This window comes from Phytopseudomonas straminea, assembly GCF_900112645.1.
GTDB classification, from domain to species: domain Bacteria; phylum Pseudomonadota; class Gammaproteobacteria; order Pseudomonadales; family Pseudomonadaceae; genus Aquipseudomonas; species Aquipseudomonas straminea.
Genome location: NZ_FOMO01000003.1, coordinates 240,875 through 256,378, shown reverse-complemented (window position 1 = coordinate 256,378; position 15,504 = coordinate 240,875). Strand labels below are relative to the sequence as shown.

The window sequence follows — 15,504 nt, the reverse complement described above, 5'->3', positions numbered from 1 at the left end:
CGCCGGCAGGCAGGCTGCGCTCGATATCCCACTACCGGCTGGCCCGACGTTACCTTCCCCTACATCCGCACGCCACGCTGCCCAGCGAAACCCCAAAGCGGGCGACGCCGGGCACGGGCATGCTTACTGCATGATTCTCGGACCCGTTACGAGAAGGCGTGCCCCCATGCAGCACTCCCACCTGACCACGCTTCACGCCGTCGTGCTGGCCCTGGATACGCTCTGCCAGAACGGCGCCTGCATCGACGAATTGCTGGCCGGCAGCGGTATCGCTCCGGCCGACCTGCAGCGTCCGGAGATGCGCATCAGCATCGCCCAGGAGCGTCAGGTGTTTCGCAACGCCACCGACCGCTGCCAGGATCTTGGCCTGCTGCTGGGCCGGCGCATGCACGTGTCTTCCTACGGTTTGCTGGGCTTCAGCCTGCTTTCAGCGGCGACGTTGGGTGAGGCGCTTCAGGTAGCATTCAGCTTTCCAGCCTTGCTGGGCACCCTGTTCGAACTGCGTCTGCGTCGCGAGGGCGCGCAGGCGTGGATCGAAGCCAGCGACTACCGTGACGCTGCGGAGCTCTCCACCTTCAATACCGAGTTCTGCCTGGCTTCCCTGAAGCTGATCTGCGATGACCTGCTCGGTCGCCAGCTGCCTCTCGAAGCAGCTCGTTTCAACCACCGCGCGCCACGCTATCAGCGACAGTACAGCCGCGATTTCGGCTGTCCAGTACAGTTCAACGCCGCCGATAACGCCATCGTCTTCGACAGCCAGTGGCTGGATCGCCGCCTACCCCTGGCCGACCCGGTGACACACCGCGATACCCTGGAACGTTGTCGCCAGCTGAACCGCGAGTTCCTCTCCCACCAGGCGCTGATCAGTCGCGTGCGCCAACTGCTCGCCAGCCAATTGCCGGACTCGCCTGGACTCGATGGCCTGGCACGTCAGTTACGCTGTTCGTCGCGCACCCTACGCCGGCAATTGCAGGAAGTAGGCACCAGCTACCAGAGCCTGCTCGACGAGTTGCGCTTCGAGCAGGCGCGCCGCTTATTGGGCGAAGAACGTCTGCCCATTGCCCATATCGCCGAGGCACTGGGCTACAGCGAAACGGCCAGTTTTCGCCACGCTTTCCAGCGCTGGAGCGGCACCTCGCCTAGCCGCTACCGGCGCCCTGCCCTGGCCTGAAGACACCGCGGACCTGGCACGGCCTTGCCCATCGACTGGGCAGCCGACACGCCAAGCATGCGCACCGATGTGGTTCGCCCGTGCGCCATTTGGTGGCCACATCTATCCCCTTTTGGCCGTTGCGCTCATTTCCTCCCCAACCGAATGCGGCCAAGAATGCTGTCATCAACAGCGGGAGAGCCGAACATGCAGACGATCTACAGCGATGACCACCAGCTGCACCATGGACGCTGCGAAATCATCGACGGGGAACTCAAACCCTGCTTTGAAATGCCTTCGCGGGCCGACCATGTACTCGCCAGGGTGCGCAAGCAGGGGCTCGGCGACGTGCTCGAGCCGAGCGACTTCGGCCGTGCGCCGATCGAACGCATTCATGACCGCGATTACCTGAGCTTTTTCGAAACCGCTTGGCCACGCTGGACTGCCATGGGCCGCGATAGCGATATCCTGCCCTTCACCTGGCCTGCGCGCACGCTGCGCAGCGTGCTGCCGGACACCCTGCTCGGGCAGCTGGGTTACTACAGTTTCGATGGCGGCGCACCAATCACGGCCGGCACCTGGCAAGCGGCCTGGAGCGCCGCGCAGGTCGCCCTCACTGGCCAGCAGTTGATCAGCGCTGGCGCCACTAGCGCCTTCGCCCTGTGCCGCCCACCAGGTCACCACGCCGCCGCCGACCTGATGGGCGGCTACTGCTATCTGAACAATGCCGCCATCGCCACCCAGGCGTTTCTCGACCAGGGCTGCAAGCGCGTGGCGATTCTCGACGTGGACTACCACCACGGTAACGGCACCCAGTCGATCTTCTACGAACGCAGCGACGTGCTGGTGACCTCGATACATGGCGACCCAAGCTTCGAATTCCCGTTTTTTCTCGGTTACCACGACGAAGTCGGCGAAGGCGCGGGCAAGGGCTTCAACCTCAACCTGCCGCTGGCTTCGGGCAGTGGCTGGGATCGCTGGAGTGCGGCGTTGGAGCAGGCCTGCGCCCGTATCACCGAGTACGCGCCCGATGTGATCGTGGTGTCGCTGGGGGTGGATACGTTCAAGGAAGACCCGATTTCCCAATTCAAACTCGACAGCCCCGACTACCTGCGCATGGGCGAACGCATAGCGCGCCTCGGCAAACCCACCCTGTTCGTGATGGAGGGCGGTTACGCGGTGGAGGAGATCGGCATCAATGCGGTGAACGTACTGGAAGGTTTCGAGGGTGCTTGACCCTAAAGACTGCCGACAACACGCCTACAACGGAGCACATAACGATGAAAAATCTCCACCATCTGTTCAGCGCCACGCTTTGTGGAGCGGCGCTGCTGGCCAGTAGCACCATGGTCGAAGCACGGGAGTTGCGGGTCTACAACTGGGCGGACTACATGCTGCCGCAGACTCTCAAGGACTTTCAGCAGAAGACCGACATCAAGCTGACCTGGGACACCTTCGAGACCAACGAGGCGCTGGAAGCCAAGCTGCTGACCGGCAACTCGGGCTACGACCTGGTGGTGCCGTCTAACATGTTCCTCGACACCCAGATCAAGGCTGGCGTGTTCCAGAAACTCGACAAGAGCAAGCTGCCCAATTGGAAGCACCTCGATCCAGCGCTACTCAAGCTCTTGGAAACCAACGACCCCGGTAACCAGTACGGCGTGCCCTACATGTACGGCACTGTACTGATCGGCTACAACCCGGACAAGGTCAAGGCCGCACTCGGCGAAAACGCGCCCGTGAATAGCTGGGACCTGGTGTTCAAGCCCGAGAATATGGAAAAGCTCAAACAGTGCGGCGTGACCATGCTCGATGCGCCCAACGAGATTTTGCCCATCGCCCTGCACTACCTGGGCCTGCCGCCTAACAGCACCAACCCGCAGGATTACGAGAAGGCCACCGAACTGCTCATGAAGGTGCGCCCCTACGTGACCTATTTCCACTCGGCCAAGTACATGACCGACATCGCCAACGGCGACATCTGTGTGGCCATCGGCTATTCAGGCAGCTTCTACCAGTTCGCCAACCGCGCCAAGGAAGCCGGTAACGGCGTGAAGGTCGAATGGCGCCTACCCAAGGAAGGCGCCCCGATCTGGTTCGATACCTTTGCCATCCCGAAAAGCGCCCAGAACGTCGAGGAAGCCCACGAGTTCCTCAACAACCTGCTCGATCCCAAGGTGATCGCACCGATCAGCGATTTCCTCGGTTATCCCAACCCGAACAGGGATTCCATGCCACTGGTGGACAAGGCGATCAGCGGCAACCCGGACCTGACGCCAACACCTGAACTGCAGAAAACCCTGTTCAGCATCCAACCCTTGCCCCAGAAGATCGAACGGGTGCGCACCCGTGCCTGGGTGAAGATCAAGACTGGCAGCTAACAACTGTCTTCACTCAACGATCCCGCGCCTGCCGCGGGATCGTACTTTTCGGGCTGACCTGCTGCGCTATAGCCTGGTGGCGAAGATAGTTTTGCCCGCAACGCTCTCTTATTTATTACAGCCGACACACGCGCAGCAAAGCAGCACCGCTGTAGATCCGCCGCCCCTCCCACGCCGACAAGGACTGTCATGCTCAAGCACTACCTCATCACGCCGACAGCTTACCTGCCTGCATCGCGCCGGCGATTCCCACTGCTTCACAATCAGCCGGCTGCACTTCGTTAGGCTAGCCACGCCGGTGCTCAAGCCCGCGTACCGACACAACAACGATCAATCGCTGACGCCAAATAGCTGGCATACCACATACCAATGATTTACGCTCCCCTAGCATTAAGCCATCACCACGCAATGTCCGTTTTGGCTGCCTTTACCAAAAAAAACAACAGCCTTCGCTCAAGCAGGAATCATCGTGAACATCAAACAGAAGCTTACCTGGGGCTTTGCGGCCATTGCCTGTGTACCCGTGGTGCTGGTCGCCATCGTGATCGTCATCAACCTGCGCGAGCAGGCCCGGGAAGATTTTCTCGATAGCAGCAGCCGCGAGATCAGGCAGATCGACAACGCGATGAACCAGTTCTTCGATGCCATCGCCCAGAACGTCGAATACCTGGCCAAGAGCGATCTGCTGCGAACCACCCGGAACCTCAAGAACTACACCGCCGCCGATGCCGCCCAGGTGCCCCTGCCTGCCATCAATCAGGCGCTGCTCTACGGCCTGAACCAGTTCGCCACCAGCCACCCGACCACCGCCTACCTGCAGGTGGGCCACCAGGATGGCGGCTACCTGGTGTGGCCAGATGACCCCAAGCTCAACAGCTACGACCCGCGCCAGCGCCCCTGGTACAAAGCGGCCATGGCCACGCCAGGCAAGATCGTGCGCACCCCGGCCTACTACTGGGCCCCCGATGATGTGGTGCTGATGGGCACCGTGCACACCGTCGACAACGCCCAGGGCCAGCCCGTAGGCGCCATCGGCCTGGACGTGTCGCTCAAGCAGCTGACCGACCTGGTCAAGCAGATCAAGCTCGGCGAAAGCGGCTACCTGATGCTGCTGGAAAGCAGCGGCAACGTGCTGGTCGACCCGCGCGATGCGGCGCACAACTTCAAGCGCCTGGACGAACTGGGTGACGGCTTTCGCGAACTGGCCGGCGTGAAGAGCGGCTTCGCGGAGGTCGAGTTGGACGGCGTGACCTACATGGCCAACGTCTGGTCATCCGAGAAGCTGGGCTGGCGTTTCATCGGCCTGATCGAGCGCGGTGAAGTGATGGCCAAGGCCACCAGCCTGACCTGGCAGATCGGCGTGATCGCCGCGGTGCTGGCGGTGCTATTCGCCATCGTCGGCGCCAGCTTTGCCGGGCTGATCGTCAAACCGATCCGTAGCGTGGCCGGTGGTCTGGAAGGCATCGCCCAGGGTGAAGGCGACCTGACCCGCAATCTGGATGTACGCGGCAACGACGAAACCGCCCTGCTGGCGCGCTGGTTCAACCAGTTCCTGGGCGCCATTCGCACCCTGGTGCAGCGTATCGGCAGCGCTTCGGCGGATCTGCAGACCGCCTCGGATGCCACCACCAGAGTGGCCCTGGACATGAACGATGCGGCCGTGCGCCAACGCGAAGCCGTGGAGCTGGTGTCCACCGCCTTCAACGAAATGGTCGCCACCGCCAACGAAGTGGCCCGCTCTTGCAGCCAGGCCGCCAGCTCCGCGGACTCCGGTCAGCGCCAGGTGCACGGCGGCCAGCTGCAGATCGACGAAGCCACCGGCAGCGTCACCCAGCTCAGCGAGAACCTGCAAAAGTCCGCCCAGGCCATGCAGGTGCTGGAGCAGGACAGCAAGAACATCAACGCCATCCTCGATACCATCCGCTCGATCGCCGAACAGACCAACCTGCTGGCCCTCAACGCGGCCATCGAGGCCGCCCGGGCCGGTGAACAGGGCCGCGGTTTCGCGGTAGTGGCCGACGAAGTCCGCGCCCTGGCCAAACGCACCGCGGACTCCACCGGGGAAATCGACGGTCTGCTTGGCGGCCTGGCCAAGCGCACCCAGGACGTGACCAAGCAGATGCAAAGCAGCCTGAGCATGTCGCAGCAGAGCGTCGAGCGCATCCAGCAGGCCCGCGACAGCTTCGAACAGATCCGCGCCTCTGTAGACGAAATCCGCGATCAGAACAGCCAGATCGCCACCGCCGCCGAGGAGCAGCATCAGGTCGCCGAGGACATCAACCGGCACATCGCGCAGATCCATACCGACGCCCAGCTGGTCGAGGAACTGGCCCACTCGGCGCGCAGCGACTCGCAGCGCCTGGAAACTCTCTCCGGCGAGCTCAATGGCCTGGTTCGCCGCTTCAGAACCTGATACGTCCTCTCTTTCATCCCCGCCTCTACGCCTGCCCATCACAAAAAAACGTGAGGGGCGGGCGCTCAAGTTTGCGTCAGTCACGCCGACTCAGTGTTCACAACGACTACAAATTCACCAGCCATCCTTTCTGCCTGCTTCAAAGCTTAAAAAAACCCAAAAAACGCTTTACGACACTGCAGGAACCATCGTGAACATCAAACAGAAACTCACCTGGGCCTTCGCGGCCATTGCCTGTGTGCCCGTCGTGCTGGTCGCCGTCGTGGTGGTGGTCAATTTGCGCAGCCAGGCGCAGGACGACTTCCTGGACAGCAGCAGCCGCGAAATCCGGCAGATCGAAAACGCCATGAACCAGTTCTTCGACGCCATCGCGCAGAACGTCGAGTACCTGGCCAAGCTTCCGGTAGTGCGCAACGCCGGCGAGCTGAAGAACTACACGGGCGCCGATGCCGCGCAGATTCCGCAGACCGATGAAGGCAAGGCATTTCTGGAAATGTTCGGCCAGTTCGCTGCCAGCCACCCGAGCACTGCCTACCTGTCGCTTGGCAAGGCAGATGGGGGTTATGCCTCCTGGCCGGACGATGCCAAGCTGAGCAGCTATGACCCGCGCGTTCGCCCTTGGTACAAGGCCGCTGTGGCCGCGCCAGGCAAAACCGTACGCACCGCCGCTTACTACTGGGCGCCTGATGATGTGGTGCTGATGGGCACGGTGCACACCGTTGATGATGCCCAGGGCAAGCCCGTCGGCGTGGTTGGTCTGGACGTGTCGCTCAAGCAACTCACCGAGTTGGTCAAGCAGATCAAGCTCGGCGAAAGCGGTTATTTGATGCTGCTGGAAAGCAACGGCAACGTGCTGGTCGACCCGCGCACCCCGGAGCACAACTTCAAGCTGATCAGCGAGCTGGGCGACGGTTACGCAGAGCTGGCCAAGGTCGAGCAAGGCCTGGTGGAAGTCGAACTGGGCGGGGTGTCCTATATGGCCAACGTGTGGTCGTCTAAAACCCTCGGCTGGCGCTTTATCGGTCTGATCGAGCGCAGCGAAGTGATGGCCAAGGCTACCAGCCTGACCTGGCAGATCGGCGTGATCGCCGCGGTGCTGGCGGTGCTGTTCGCCATCGTCGGCGCCAGTTTCGCCGGGCTGATCGTCAAGCCGATCCGCAGCGTGGCAGGCGGTCTGGAAGGCATCGCCCAGGGCGAAGGCGACCTGACTCGCAGCCTGGATGTGCGCGGAAACGATGAAACCGCCCTGCTGGCGCGCTGGTTCAACCAGTTCCTGGGCGCCATCCGCACGCTGGTACAACGCATTGGCAGCGCTTCGGCGGACCTGCAGACCGCGTCGGACGCCAGCACCCGCGTGGCCCGCGACATGAACGATGCCGCCGGCCGCCAGCGTGAAGCCGTGGAGCTGGTGTCCACCGCCTTCAACGAAATGGTCGCCACCGCCAATGAAGTGGCCCGTTCGTGCAGCAACGCCGCCTCGTCCGCCGACTCCGGCCAGCGCCAGGTGCACGATGGCCAGCAACAAATCGACGAAGCCACCGGCAGCGTCACCCAGCTCAGCGAAAACTTGCAGAAATCTGCCCAGGCCATGCAGGTTTTGGAGCAGGACAGCCAGAACATCAACGCCATCCTCGATACCATCCGCTCGATCGCCGAGCAGACCAACCTCCTGGCCCTCAACGCAGCCATCGAAGCAGCACGAGCCGGCGAACAGGGCCGCGGCTTCGCGGTAGTCGCCGACGAAGTGCGTGCGCTGGCCAAACGCACGGCGGATTCCACCGGCGAGATCGATGGCCTGCTCGGCGGCCTGGCGCGGCGCACCCAGGAAGTCACCAAGCAGATGCAGAGCAGCCTGAGCATGTCGCTGCAAAGCGTGGAGCGCATCCAGCATGCCCGCGACAGCTTCGAGCAGATTCGCGCCTCGGTAGACGAGATCCGCGACCAGAACAACCAGATCGCCACCGCCGCCGAGGAGCAGCACCACGTGGCCGAAGACATCAACCGCCACATCGCGCAGATCCATACCGATGCCCAGCTGGTCGAGGAGTTGGCCCATTCGGCACGCACCGACTCGCAGCGCCTGGAGGCACTATCGGGCGAGCTGAATGGCCTGGTCGGGCGCTTCCGCACCTAAGGGACCATTGCCCGGAGCGCAAGCGCAATGCTTGCGCTCCGGCAGTGATTCGTAACTTATCTCAAGCAAATTTCGCTAAATGACCGCGCTCGATAGCGTTCCGCTATCGACTTTTCGGGGCCATTGAACTGCCTCCCGACAGCTTATTTTCCAGCCCGTCGCGCTATTGATGAATACCCGTCGATAAGCACATCAATACTTATCAAACCGGCTCTTTATTCGACGCCCCAAAAGAGTGCGCCAGCCGAAGTTATTTGCCTGCAACAGTGACCAATATGGGATAGCCGGCATCGGGGCGACTTACCTACCATCAACTTGGCCCAACTGGTTTTCTGTTTTTTATTCATCCGTGAATAAAAAACCACTAATAACCAATTGCCCTGCGCGCACTGAGCGTTATGCAACTTCACCGATGCTTTTGTTTGCATAACGCGCGGCAGCGTCATCTTCCAAGTTGTGCCAGGCCTGCACTTCCGACCCCGAGAATGCCATGACTACTAATACAAGAATCGACTTCATCTACCTCTCCGAACAAGACATGATTCGCGCTGGCGTGACCGACATGCTCGGCTGCGTCAATACCATGGAAGAGGTATTCGAGCTGTTGTACAAAGGCGACTATCGGATGGCCGGCCCGAACAACGATTCCCACGGCGCCATGGTGTGTTTCCCGGAAGACTCTCCCTTCCCGAGCATGCCGCGCCACGCTGCCGACCGCCGCATGATGGCGATGCCGGCCTACCTGGGCGGCAGCTTCCGCACTGCCGGCGTAAAGTGGTACGGCTCCAACGTCGAGAACCGCGAGAAAGGCCTGCCGCGCTCGATCCTGATGTTCACCCTCACTGACGTCGACACCGGTGCTCCGCTGGCCCACATGTCGGCCAACCTGCTGTCGGCATATCGCACCGGTGCGATTCCGGGCGTTGGCGCACGCCACCTGGCCCGCAAGGACTCGCGCGTCGTCGGCCTGCTCGGTCCAGGCGTGATGGGCAAGACCACCCTCGCAGCCTTCATCGCCGTGTGCCCGCTGATCGACACCCTCAAGCTCAAGGGTCGCAGCCAGAAGAGCCTCGACGATTTCATTGGCTGGGTGAAGGAAACCTACCCGCAGATCACCACCATCGAAGTGGTCGACAGCATCGAAGACGTGGTGCGCGGCTCCGACCTGGTGACCTATTGCACTTCCGGCCGCACCGGTGACCCGACCGAATACCCGCTGGTCAAGCGCGAGTGGGTCAAACCCGGCGCTTTCCTGGCCATGCCGGCCGGCTGCAACATCGATGAAGGCATGGAACAGCACGACGTGCGCAAGGTGCTCGACAACATTGGCCTGTACCAGGCCTGGTTCGAAGAGCTGCCCAAGCCTGCCCACAACCACGTACCGGTGATCGGCGTGCGTTTCATGGACATGCTCGAGGAAGGCAAGCTGCCCCTCGACCATCTCGAAGACATCGGCAAGATCATCGCCGGGGAAGCCCCGGGCCGTCGCAGCGAAGACGAAATCATCATCATGTCGGTCGGTGGCATGCCGGTCGAGGATGTGGCCTGGGGCACCGTGGTGTACCGCAAGGCGCTCGAACTGGGTATCGGCGTGAAGCTGAACCTCTGGGAAACCCCAGCCCTGCGCTAACCCTCTCACTCCCTCAAGGACCCTACGCCATGACCACCATCAGCAAAGTCAAAACCGGTTCCAAGTACGAAGAAATGGGCAGCTACTCGCGCGTGGTCGCGGTAGGCGACTGGATCTTCGTGTCCAACACCGCCGGCCGCAACCCGGACACCAAGGAGATCTCCGAGGACCTGGCCGAGCAGACCCACCAAGTGTTCGCCAACATCGAGTCGGCACTGGCAGCCGTAGATTCCAGCCTGGCCGACGTGGTGTGTTCGCGCGTGTTCATCCAGAACCCGCAGGACGTACCGGCGGTGATGACCATCGTCGGCGAGAAATTCCGCGGCATCGACCCGGCCTCGACAGTCACCTGCCCGCCTCTGGGCTCGACCGTCTACAAGGTCGAACTGGAGCTGACCGCTTTCCGTGGTGCCTCGCGCGCCGACGTGAAGAAAATCAACCTGGCTCAGTGAGCCAGGTTTTCTGTCACGTCATCACCCTTACTGTTGAGTGCTCTTTATGTCGCCTCGAATAGAGCCCGTACAAACCTCCACCGAGTTTCCCTCGAACAGCGCCGTGGTCATCATCGGTGGGGGCATCATCGGCCTCACCGCGGCCCTGACGCTGGCCGAGCGCAACATCCCGGTGGTGGTACTGGAGAAAGGCCGCATCGCGGCCGAGCAGTCTTCGCGCAACCTCGGTTGGGTACGCAAGACCAACCGCCATATGCACGATATTCCCCTGGCCCTGGCCGCCGAGCGGCTGTGGCTGCAGATGCCGGAACGCGTTGGCCAGGATGTGGGCTTTCGTCAGGCCGGCATCATGTTCGTCGCCCGTAACGACGCGCAGATGGCCATGCACGAGGGCTGGCTGAAATCGGTCGCCTCGCTAAACCTGGACTCGCGGCTGGTCAGCACCGCGGAAATCGCCAAGATGGCACCCGGGGGCCAAGGCCAGTGGGCGGGCGGTATCTACACGCCTTCCGATGCCCGCGCGGAGCCAACCCTGGCCTCCAGCGCCATCGCCAAAGCGGCGATGGCAAAGGGCGCGCTGATCATCGAGAACTGCGCAGTGCGGACCCTGGTGACCAGCGGTGGGCGTGTCAGCGGCGTGCTGACCGAGCGTGGCGAGATTCGCTGCGAGCAGGTGCTGCTCGCCGGTGGCATGTGGTCGCGTCGCTTTCTCGGCAACCACGGCATCAACCTGCCGACCCTGCCGCTGACCTGCTCGGTGATGCGCACCAAGCCGATGGACGGGCCGACCGAAATCGCCCTGGGCGCACCGGACTTCTCGTTCCGTCGCCACAAGGATGGCGGTTTCATCGTCACCCAGCGCGGCGCCCTGGATGCACACCTGACCCTCGACCACCTGCTGATCGGCATGCGCTATCTGCCGCAGCTCAAGGCGCAGCGTGATTTCCTGCGCGTGTCCTTTGGCAAGGAGTTCTTCAAGGACCTGGCCCTGGCGCGCAGCTGGAAAGGCACTTCCGTCACGCCGTTCGAGAAAGTCCGCACCCTCGACCCGGCGGCCAACCCGTCACTGAACGACGAGGCGATGCGCAACCTGGTCGCCGCCTGGCCGATGTTCGCCAACGCCCAGATCGAGCAAAGCTGGGCCGGCGTCATCGACATCACACCGGACTCCAACCCGGTCATCGGCCCGGTCGCGAAGATTCCCGGCCTGACCCTGGCAACCGGCTTCTCCGGTCACGGTTTCGGCACCTCGCCGGCTGCAGGCCAACTGGCCGCCGACCTGCTGTGCGGCACCACGCCGATTGTCGATCCGAGTCCGTATCGTTTCGAGCGCCTCAGCTAAGCGCTCACCTCTGCTCCGGCTTGTGCCCTGCATGAAAATGCGGGGTATTTTTTTGTCCGGGATTTAGCTGTTTCAATAACTCGCCTTATAGCCTGTTCACGATCTTTATGCGCATGAAGCGGCAGCTACAAAGCAAAAGCGGACATCGATGCAGAGCGTAGGATGGGTGAAACCCATCAAATTGCGATGGGTTTCACCTACGCGGCCCGCCCCATCCTACGGCCTGTGGGAACGGGCGGGGACGCCCAGTCCATGCCCGCGATTTTTCGCGCGCATGGCGTGCTCGCACAGTGGATCGGCGAACGGCTGCTCCCGCCGCTTAGTTACCGAATCGACGAACCTGGGCTGAAAGATCGGCCTGCCCTTACACAGTGCGCCCTTATAGCCAGCACTGCGACTGCAAAAAGCAGAGAAGGCCCGAGCGTGAGCTACGTGCCTTCTCTGTCGGAGCGTTGGCGATCAAAGCCTGCTATGGGGCGGATCACCAGGCGCGAGGATTAACACTGAGTTGCCTTCAAGGCATCGACACCAGGCGGCTTTGCGCGGCGCCCTGCTGCAGCGCCGTAGCGCGAATGGAGAGCCCGCCATGAATCGCCAGGGTCAGCACCGCGCAGACGCCGGAGAAGATCAGTGCTGCCGAGTAGTCATAACGCTCGATCAGGCTGCCGGCAATGGCCGGCCCGAAAGCGGCGCCCAGGGAGATGCACACGGTGCCCAGCGCCACCAGCTTGCCGGAGGTATCGAACTCGGCCATCAGGCCGAAGGTGTAGGCCAGCACGAAGTTGATCGACAGCAGGAACAGCAGCGTACCGACGGTGAAGGTGGTCATCGAGGTGAACTGGCCGATGATCACCAGGCCGACCAGCACCACCGCGACGATGGCCGCCACCGGCATCACGCGACCAAGCTTGAGACCAAGCGAGGAGGCAATGAAGCCACCGATGGCGTTGATCAGAAAGCCCACCGAAAGCACGGTGCCGATCTCGTTGGAGGACAAGCCGGTCTTCTTGCCGATCAATTCCAGGAACGGCCACACGGCCATGACGCCGGTCATGAACACCAGGCTGGCGACCAGGCTCATCCACACGATGAACTGGTGCTTGCCAGCATCGGCATGGATGCTGGCGGCGATCAGGTCTTCACGCTTCACGGCGCGGCTCGGCACACCAAAAAGCGCCAGGCCCATCAACAAGGCAGATGCTGCCAGGGCGATCAGAATGCCGTCGAAGCCCCACTGCGGTGCAACCGCGACTGGCAGCAGAATCAACAGCGCCGCGCCGGGAATCGATTCCATGCCCAGCTTGAAGCCGAAGGCTCGCTCTGGTCGGTCGCTACCACCGAAGATCACCATCGCCAAGGCGTAGAGCGCACCCGTCGCGCCGCCTGCCACGGCCATGATCACCAGCAACTCGCCATACGAGGGCTTGTTGAGAATGGCCACAATGCCCAGGGTGACGATCACCGTCGCCACGGCGGCAATCGTGCGCCAGCTGAATACGCCCAGCCAGGCCAGGGAGATTACGCCAACCAGTGCGAACGCCAGGTTGCTGGCCAGAGCCAGTGTACCGAGTTGCTGTTCGCCGTAACCCAGGGTCTCGCCGATAGCGCCGAACAGCACAGGCATGACATTGAGCAGCAGCGCGCCACAGGCCGATAACAAGCCGGCGCATATATAAACACGAACATTATCGATTGGATTTTTTCTTGGGCTGTTCATGACACATTCCTGATAGGTTGGACTTCTAACACTTCATCTGTATTGCAGTTGGAGTGGCGCGCGCTTCGGTTTAACAGCGCAGCAAGGATGCTGCGGAACAACTTTTCAGCTCACTGAGACTTGCACTTGAAACTTCACCGGACATGTCGCGCCCTACGATCTGCGCGCGCAGCAGAGCTACCCGGAAAAATTTTCCAGTAACGCTTAATGGACAAGTACTGTTATCGATTAAACGGGGCGGCTAACTAATTGGCAGCCCCTGATCGCTGCGAAACTTGATTAGCGCATTCATTACCCTGCGCACTCAACGCGCACGCGGCGTTTGCGACGGCGTTTCACCAAACAGCGTTCGGTAGGCGCCGGAGAAATGCCCCAGGTGGCTGAAGCCCAGATCGCTGGCAACGCGGGCGACGGTCAGTTGCTCCGTTTCGGTGCTGCGCAGGCGGCGACGGGCGATATTGAGGCGCAGCGCCCGCAGGTATTCCACCGGCCGCAAACCGGTCACGCTGAGGAAGCTACGTTGCAAGGTGCTGCGGCTCACGTTCAGGTGCTTGCAAAGATCAAGCACCGAGGGCGGCTCGTCCTGATTGGCCAGCGCCAGTTCCTGGCTCTGTTTGACCAGATAGGTGCTCACCGTGGAGTTGGCGCTGCGCCCTACCGACCACTCCAAGGCACTGTCGAGCAGCACCAGCATGAACTCCAGCACCTGCTCTTCCAGCTCAGCCTCGGACAATGCCTCGCCAACCAGTGCGTTGTCGATCAAGCGCTCCAGGTGCTTGCGCATGCGGTGGATCATCGCCGGCTCCAGATCGAGCCGGGTGATTCGCGACAGCTGGCACAGATCCGCGCTGGAGAACTCCCGGGAGGCGAAGGTTTCCAGGCTGGCGATGTCCACCGCGACGCACAGCAGATCGATGCCGCCTGGTGACTGAACGAAAAACTCCTGGCCGCCGTGGAGAACGGTGACACTTTCGCCGGTCAGCGGCTTGCCCTGAAACACACTCGGTTCGCTGCTGCATACCGGCATCGCCAAACACAGTCGCCCGGCCGGTGCCGCGCCGATTTGCACGATGCGCTTGTCGAAGGTCTCACGGAAAATCTGGAACCGCTCTGCGGTGAGGTGTTTGAGCGTGGTGTGGGCGTGACCAGCACCGAGCTGGTCATAGGTTTGCTGCCAACCGATTACCGAATTGGCATGTACATCTACATCGTCGAAGCAGTTGCATTGCACCAGCATGGTGGTCGTACCCATCTTTCCAGACGCTCGACCATTTGCAGCAAACTCTGCGCCACCGGCATTGCCACCGGGCGGAATGCCACCATCGCGACGAGCGGTGGAGAGCACCGCTTTCTGGCATGACGATGCAGCGTAATGATTCTGAAAGTAGGACACAGCGCCCCTCCAGGCCCGATTTCGGGCATGTACCGACTAGCCAGGCTGGCCATCGCACGTTTGGCGTGATTAACGACGTCGCAAGGTCGCCAACCGGATGACTCCTACCACCACCAGGGTGGCGAGGCAGGCGTTGGCCAGCAGGGAAACGAACAGTCGTCGAACACGCACCGACACGGCTTCGTCGACAGACGCAGCAGCGTGAACCACGTGATCACGGTATTGGGGAGGATGCACGACGCAAGGAGAGACGATCATTCTGCTAGACCTGTTGTAAGGGCAGTCTTTGCGAGAAATAAACCGCGCGGCAGTAGCCGCAGACGGCGAATAATTATTATGGGGCCAATCAAGTGAGGTCGATGCTAGCCCCCGGCATGGGCGGCGGCTATCCCGTTTTAGTCATGTCGACGGTTGGGCTCGGCTTTTGGGCGATTATCGGTGCATCCGGTCGTCCGGACGTATGGGGCCGCCGGCGCAGCCCCGAAAGGTCAGTGTTTGAACTCGGCCTCTGCTTCCTTGAGGTCCTGTAGCGCTTCATCGAGCTTGGCCTGGCGCTTGGCGATCTTTTGCGGGTCGCCGCTCAGTTCGGCCTCACGCAGGTCGGCCTCGCGCTCGCGTATCTCGTCGCGAGCCTTGTTGACCTTGGCCTCCAGCTCGCGCATCAGCGCCTTGTCCGAGCAATTCTCACGCACGCCGTCCAATGCTGCGCTGAGGCCCTTGGCCTTTTCCGCGTGGCCTTCGGCCCAGGCCGCCTGCAGCTGCTTCTCGATGTTCGCGGCCTTCGCATCGCACAAGGGGTTGGCCGATTGCTCGGCCAGGGCCGGCAAGGCGGCGACCAACAACAGGCTTGGGATCAGGGCTTTCATCAACGCGCTCCATTAACGGCAGACAG

At 61.9% G+C, this 15,504-nt stretch carries 11 protein-coding genes; 8 read left to right on the top strand and 3 right to left on the bottom strand.

The features are described from left to right. Nucleotides 1–166: 166 nt before the first annotated feature. The 8 genes from BM279_RS08925 to BM279_RS08890 all read left to right on the top strand — a co-directional run bounded on the left by BM279_RS08925 (nt 167) and on the right by BM279_RS08890 (nt 11,502). Nucleotides 167–1,171, top strand: coding sequence for an AraC family transcriptional regulator (locus tag BM279_RS08925; protein ID WP_093502943.1), 1,005 nt, complete (start codon nt 167–169; stop codon nt 1,169–1,171). A gap of 186 nt (nt 1,172–1,357) precedes the next feature. Continuing rightward, nucleotides 1,358–2,386, top strand: coding sequence for a histone deacetylase family protein (locus BM279_RS08920; protein ID WP_093502941.1), 1,029 nt, complete (start codon nt 1,358–1,360; stop codon nt 2,384–2,386). A gap of 44 nt (nt 2,387–2,430) precedes the next feature. Further along, nucleotides 2,431–3,531: a polyamine ABC transporter substrate-binding protein gene (locus BM279_RS08915; RefSeq protein WP_093502939.1), complete on the top strand. Its 1,101-nt coding sequence runs from the start codon at nt 2,431–2,433 to the stop codon at nt 3,529–3,531. Between the two features lie 469 nt (nt 3,532–4,000). Beyond that, nucleotides 4,001–5,944: a methyl-accepting chemotaxis protein gene (locus tag BM279_RS08910; RefSeq protein WP_093502937.1), complete on the top strand. Its 1,944-nt coding sequence runs from the start codon at nt 4,001–4,003 to the stop codon at nt 5,942–5,944. A gap of 190 nt (nt 5,945–6,134) precedes the next feature. Beyond that, nucleotides 6,135–8,078 carry a methyl-accepting chemotaxis protein gene (locus BM279_RS08905; RefSeq protein ID WP_093502935.1) on the top strand — a complete coding sequence of 648 codons (1,944 nt, stop codon included), beginning with the start codon at nt 6,135–6,137 and terminating at the stop codon, nt 8,076–8,078. Between the two features lie 490 nt (nt 8,079–8,568). Continuing rightward, complete coding sequence (locus BM279_RS08900) at nt 8,569–9,708, top strand: ornithine cyclodeaminase family protein (protein ID WP_093502933.1); 1,140 nt, start codon at nt 8,569–8,571, stop codon at nt 9,706–9,708. A gap of 29 nt (nt 9,709–9,737) precedes the next feature. Next, complete coding sequence (locus BM279_RS08895; RefSeq protein ID WP_027909544.1) at nt 9,738–10,160, top strand: RidA family protein; 423 nt, start codon at nt 9,738–9,740, stop codon at nt 10,158–10,160. Nucleotides 10,161–10,206: 46 nt separating this feature from the next. Then, nucleotides 10,207–11,502: an NAD(P)/FAD-dependent oxidoreductase gene (locus BM279_RS08890; RefSeq protein ID WP_093502931.1), complete on the top strand. Its 1,296-nt coding sequence runs from the start codon at nt 10,207–10,209 to the stop codon at nt 11,500–11,502. A gap of 514 nt (nt 11,503–12,016) precedes the next feature. On the opposite strand, the gene BM279_RS08880 is transcribed toward BM279_RS08890, so the two are convergent. From BM279_RS08880 to BM279_RS08870, 3 genes are all read right to left on the bottom strand, one after another. Further along, the gene (locus BM279_RS08880) at nt 12,017–13,126 is read right to left on the bottom strand and encodes an MFS transporter (RefSeq protein WP_093503521.1); all 1,110 of its coding nucleotides are present in this window, start codon (nt 13,124–13,126) and stop codon (nt 12,017–12,019) included. A gap of 397 nt (nt 13,127–13,523) precedes the next feature. Beyond that, a complete protein-coding gene (locus BM279_RS08875; RefSeq protein ID WP_093502927.1) occupies nt 13,524–14,471 on the bottom strand; it encodes a helix-turn-helix domain-containing protein in 948 nt (315 codons plus the stop codon). Between the two features lie 629 nt (nt 14,472–15,100). Further along, nucleotides 15,101–15,478 (bottom strand): DUF1090 domain-containing protein, encoded by a 378-nt coding sequence (locus BM279_RS08870; RefSeq protein WP_093502925.1) that lies wholly within the window; start codon nt 15,476–15,478, stop codon nt 15,101–15,103. Between the last annotated feature and the right edge of the window lie 26 nt (nt 15,479–15,504).

What these genes read in the sequence shown, in the direction of transcription:
- BM279_RS08925 (WP_093502943.1), top strand. Translation starts at nt 167, where the DNA reads ATGCAGCACTCCCACCTGACCACGCTTCACGCCGTCGTGCTGGCCCTG.
- BM279_RS08920 (WP_093502941.1), top strand. Translation starts at nt 1,358, where the DNA reads ATGCAGACGATCTACAGCGATGACCACCAGCTGCACCATGGACGCTGC.
- BM279_RS08915 (WP_093502939.1), top strand. Translation starts at nt 2,431, where the DNA reads ATGAAAAATCTCCACCATCTGTTCAGCGCCACGCTTTGTGGAGCGGCG.
- BM279_RS08900 (WP_093502933.1), top strand. Translation starts at nt 8,569, where the DNA reads ATGACTACTAATACAAGAATCGACTTCATCTACCTCTCCGAACAAGAC.
- BM279_RS08895 (WP_027909544.1), top strand. Translation starts at nt 9,738, where the DNA reads ATGACCACCATCAGCAAAGTCAAAACCGGTTCCAAGTACGAAGAAATG.
- BM279_RS08890 (WP_093502931.1), top strand. Translation starts at nt 10,207, where the DNA reads ATGTCGCCTCGAATAGAGCCCGTACAAACCTCCACCGAGTTTCCCTCG.
- BM279_RS08880 (WP_093503521.1), bottom strand. Translation starts at nt 13,126, where the DNA reads ATGCCTGTGCTGTTCGGCGCTATCGGCGAGACCCTGGGTTACGGCGAA.
- BM279_RS08875 (WP_093502927.1), bottom strand. Translation starts at nt 14,471, where the DNA reads ATGGGTACGACCACCATGCTGGTGCAATGCAACTGCTTCGACGATGTA.
- BM279_RS08870 (WP_093502925.1), bottom strand. Translation starts at nt 15,478, where the DNA reads ATGAAAGCCCTGATCCCAAGCCTGTTGTTGGTCGCCGCCTTGCCGGCC.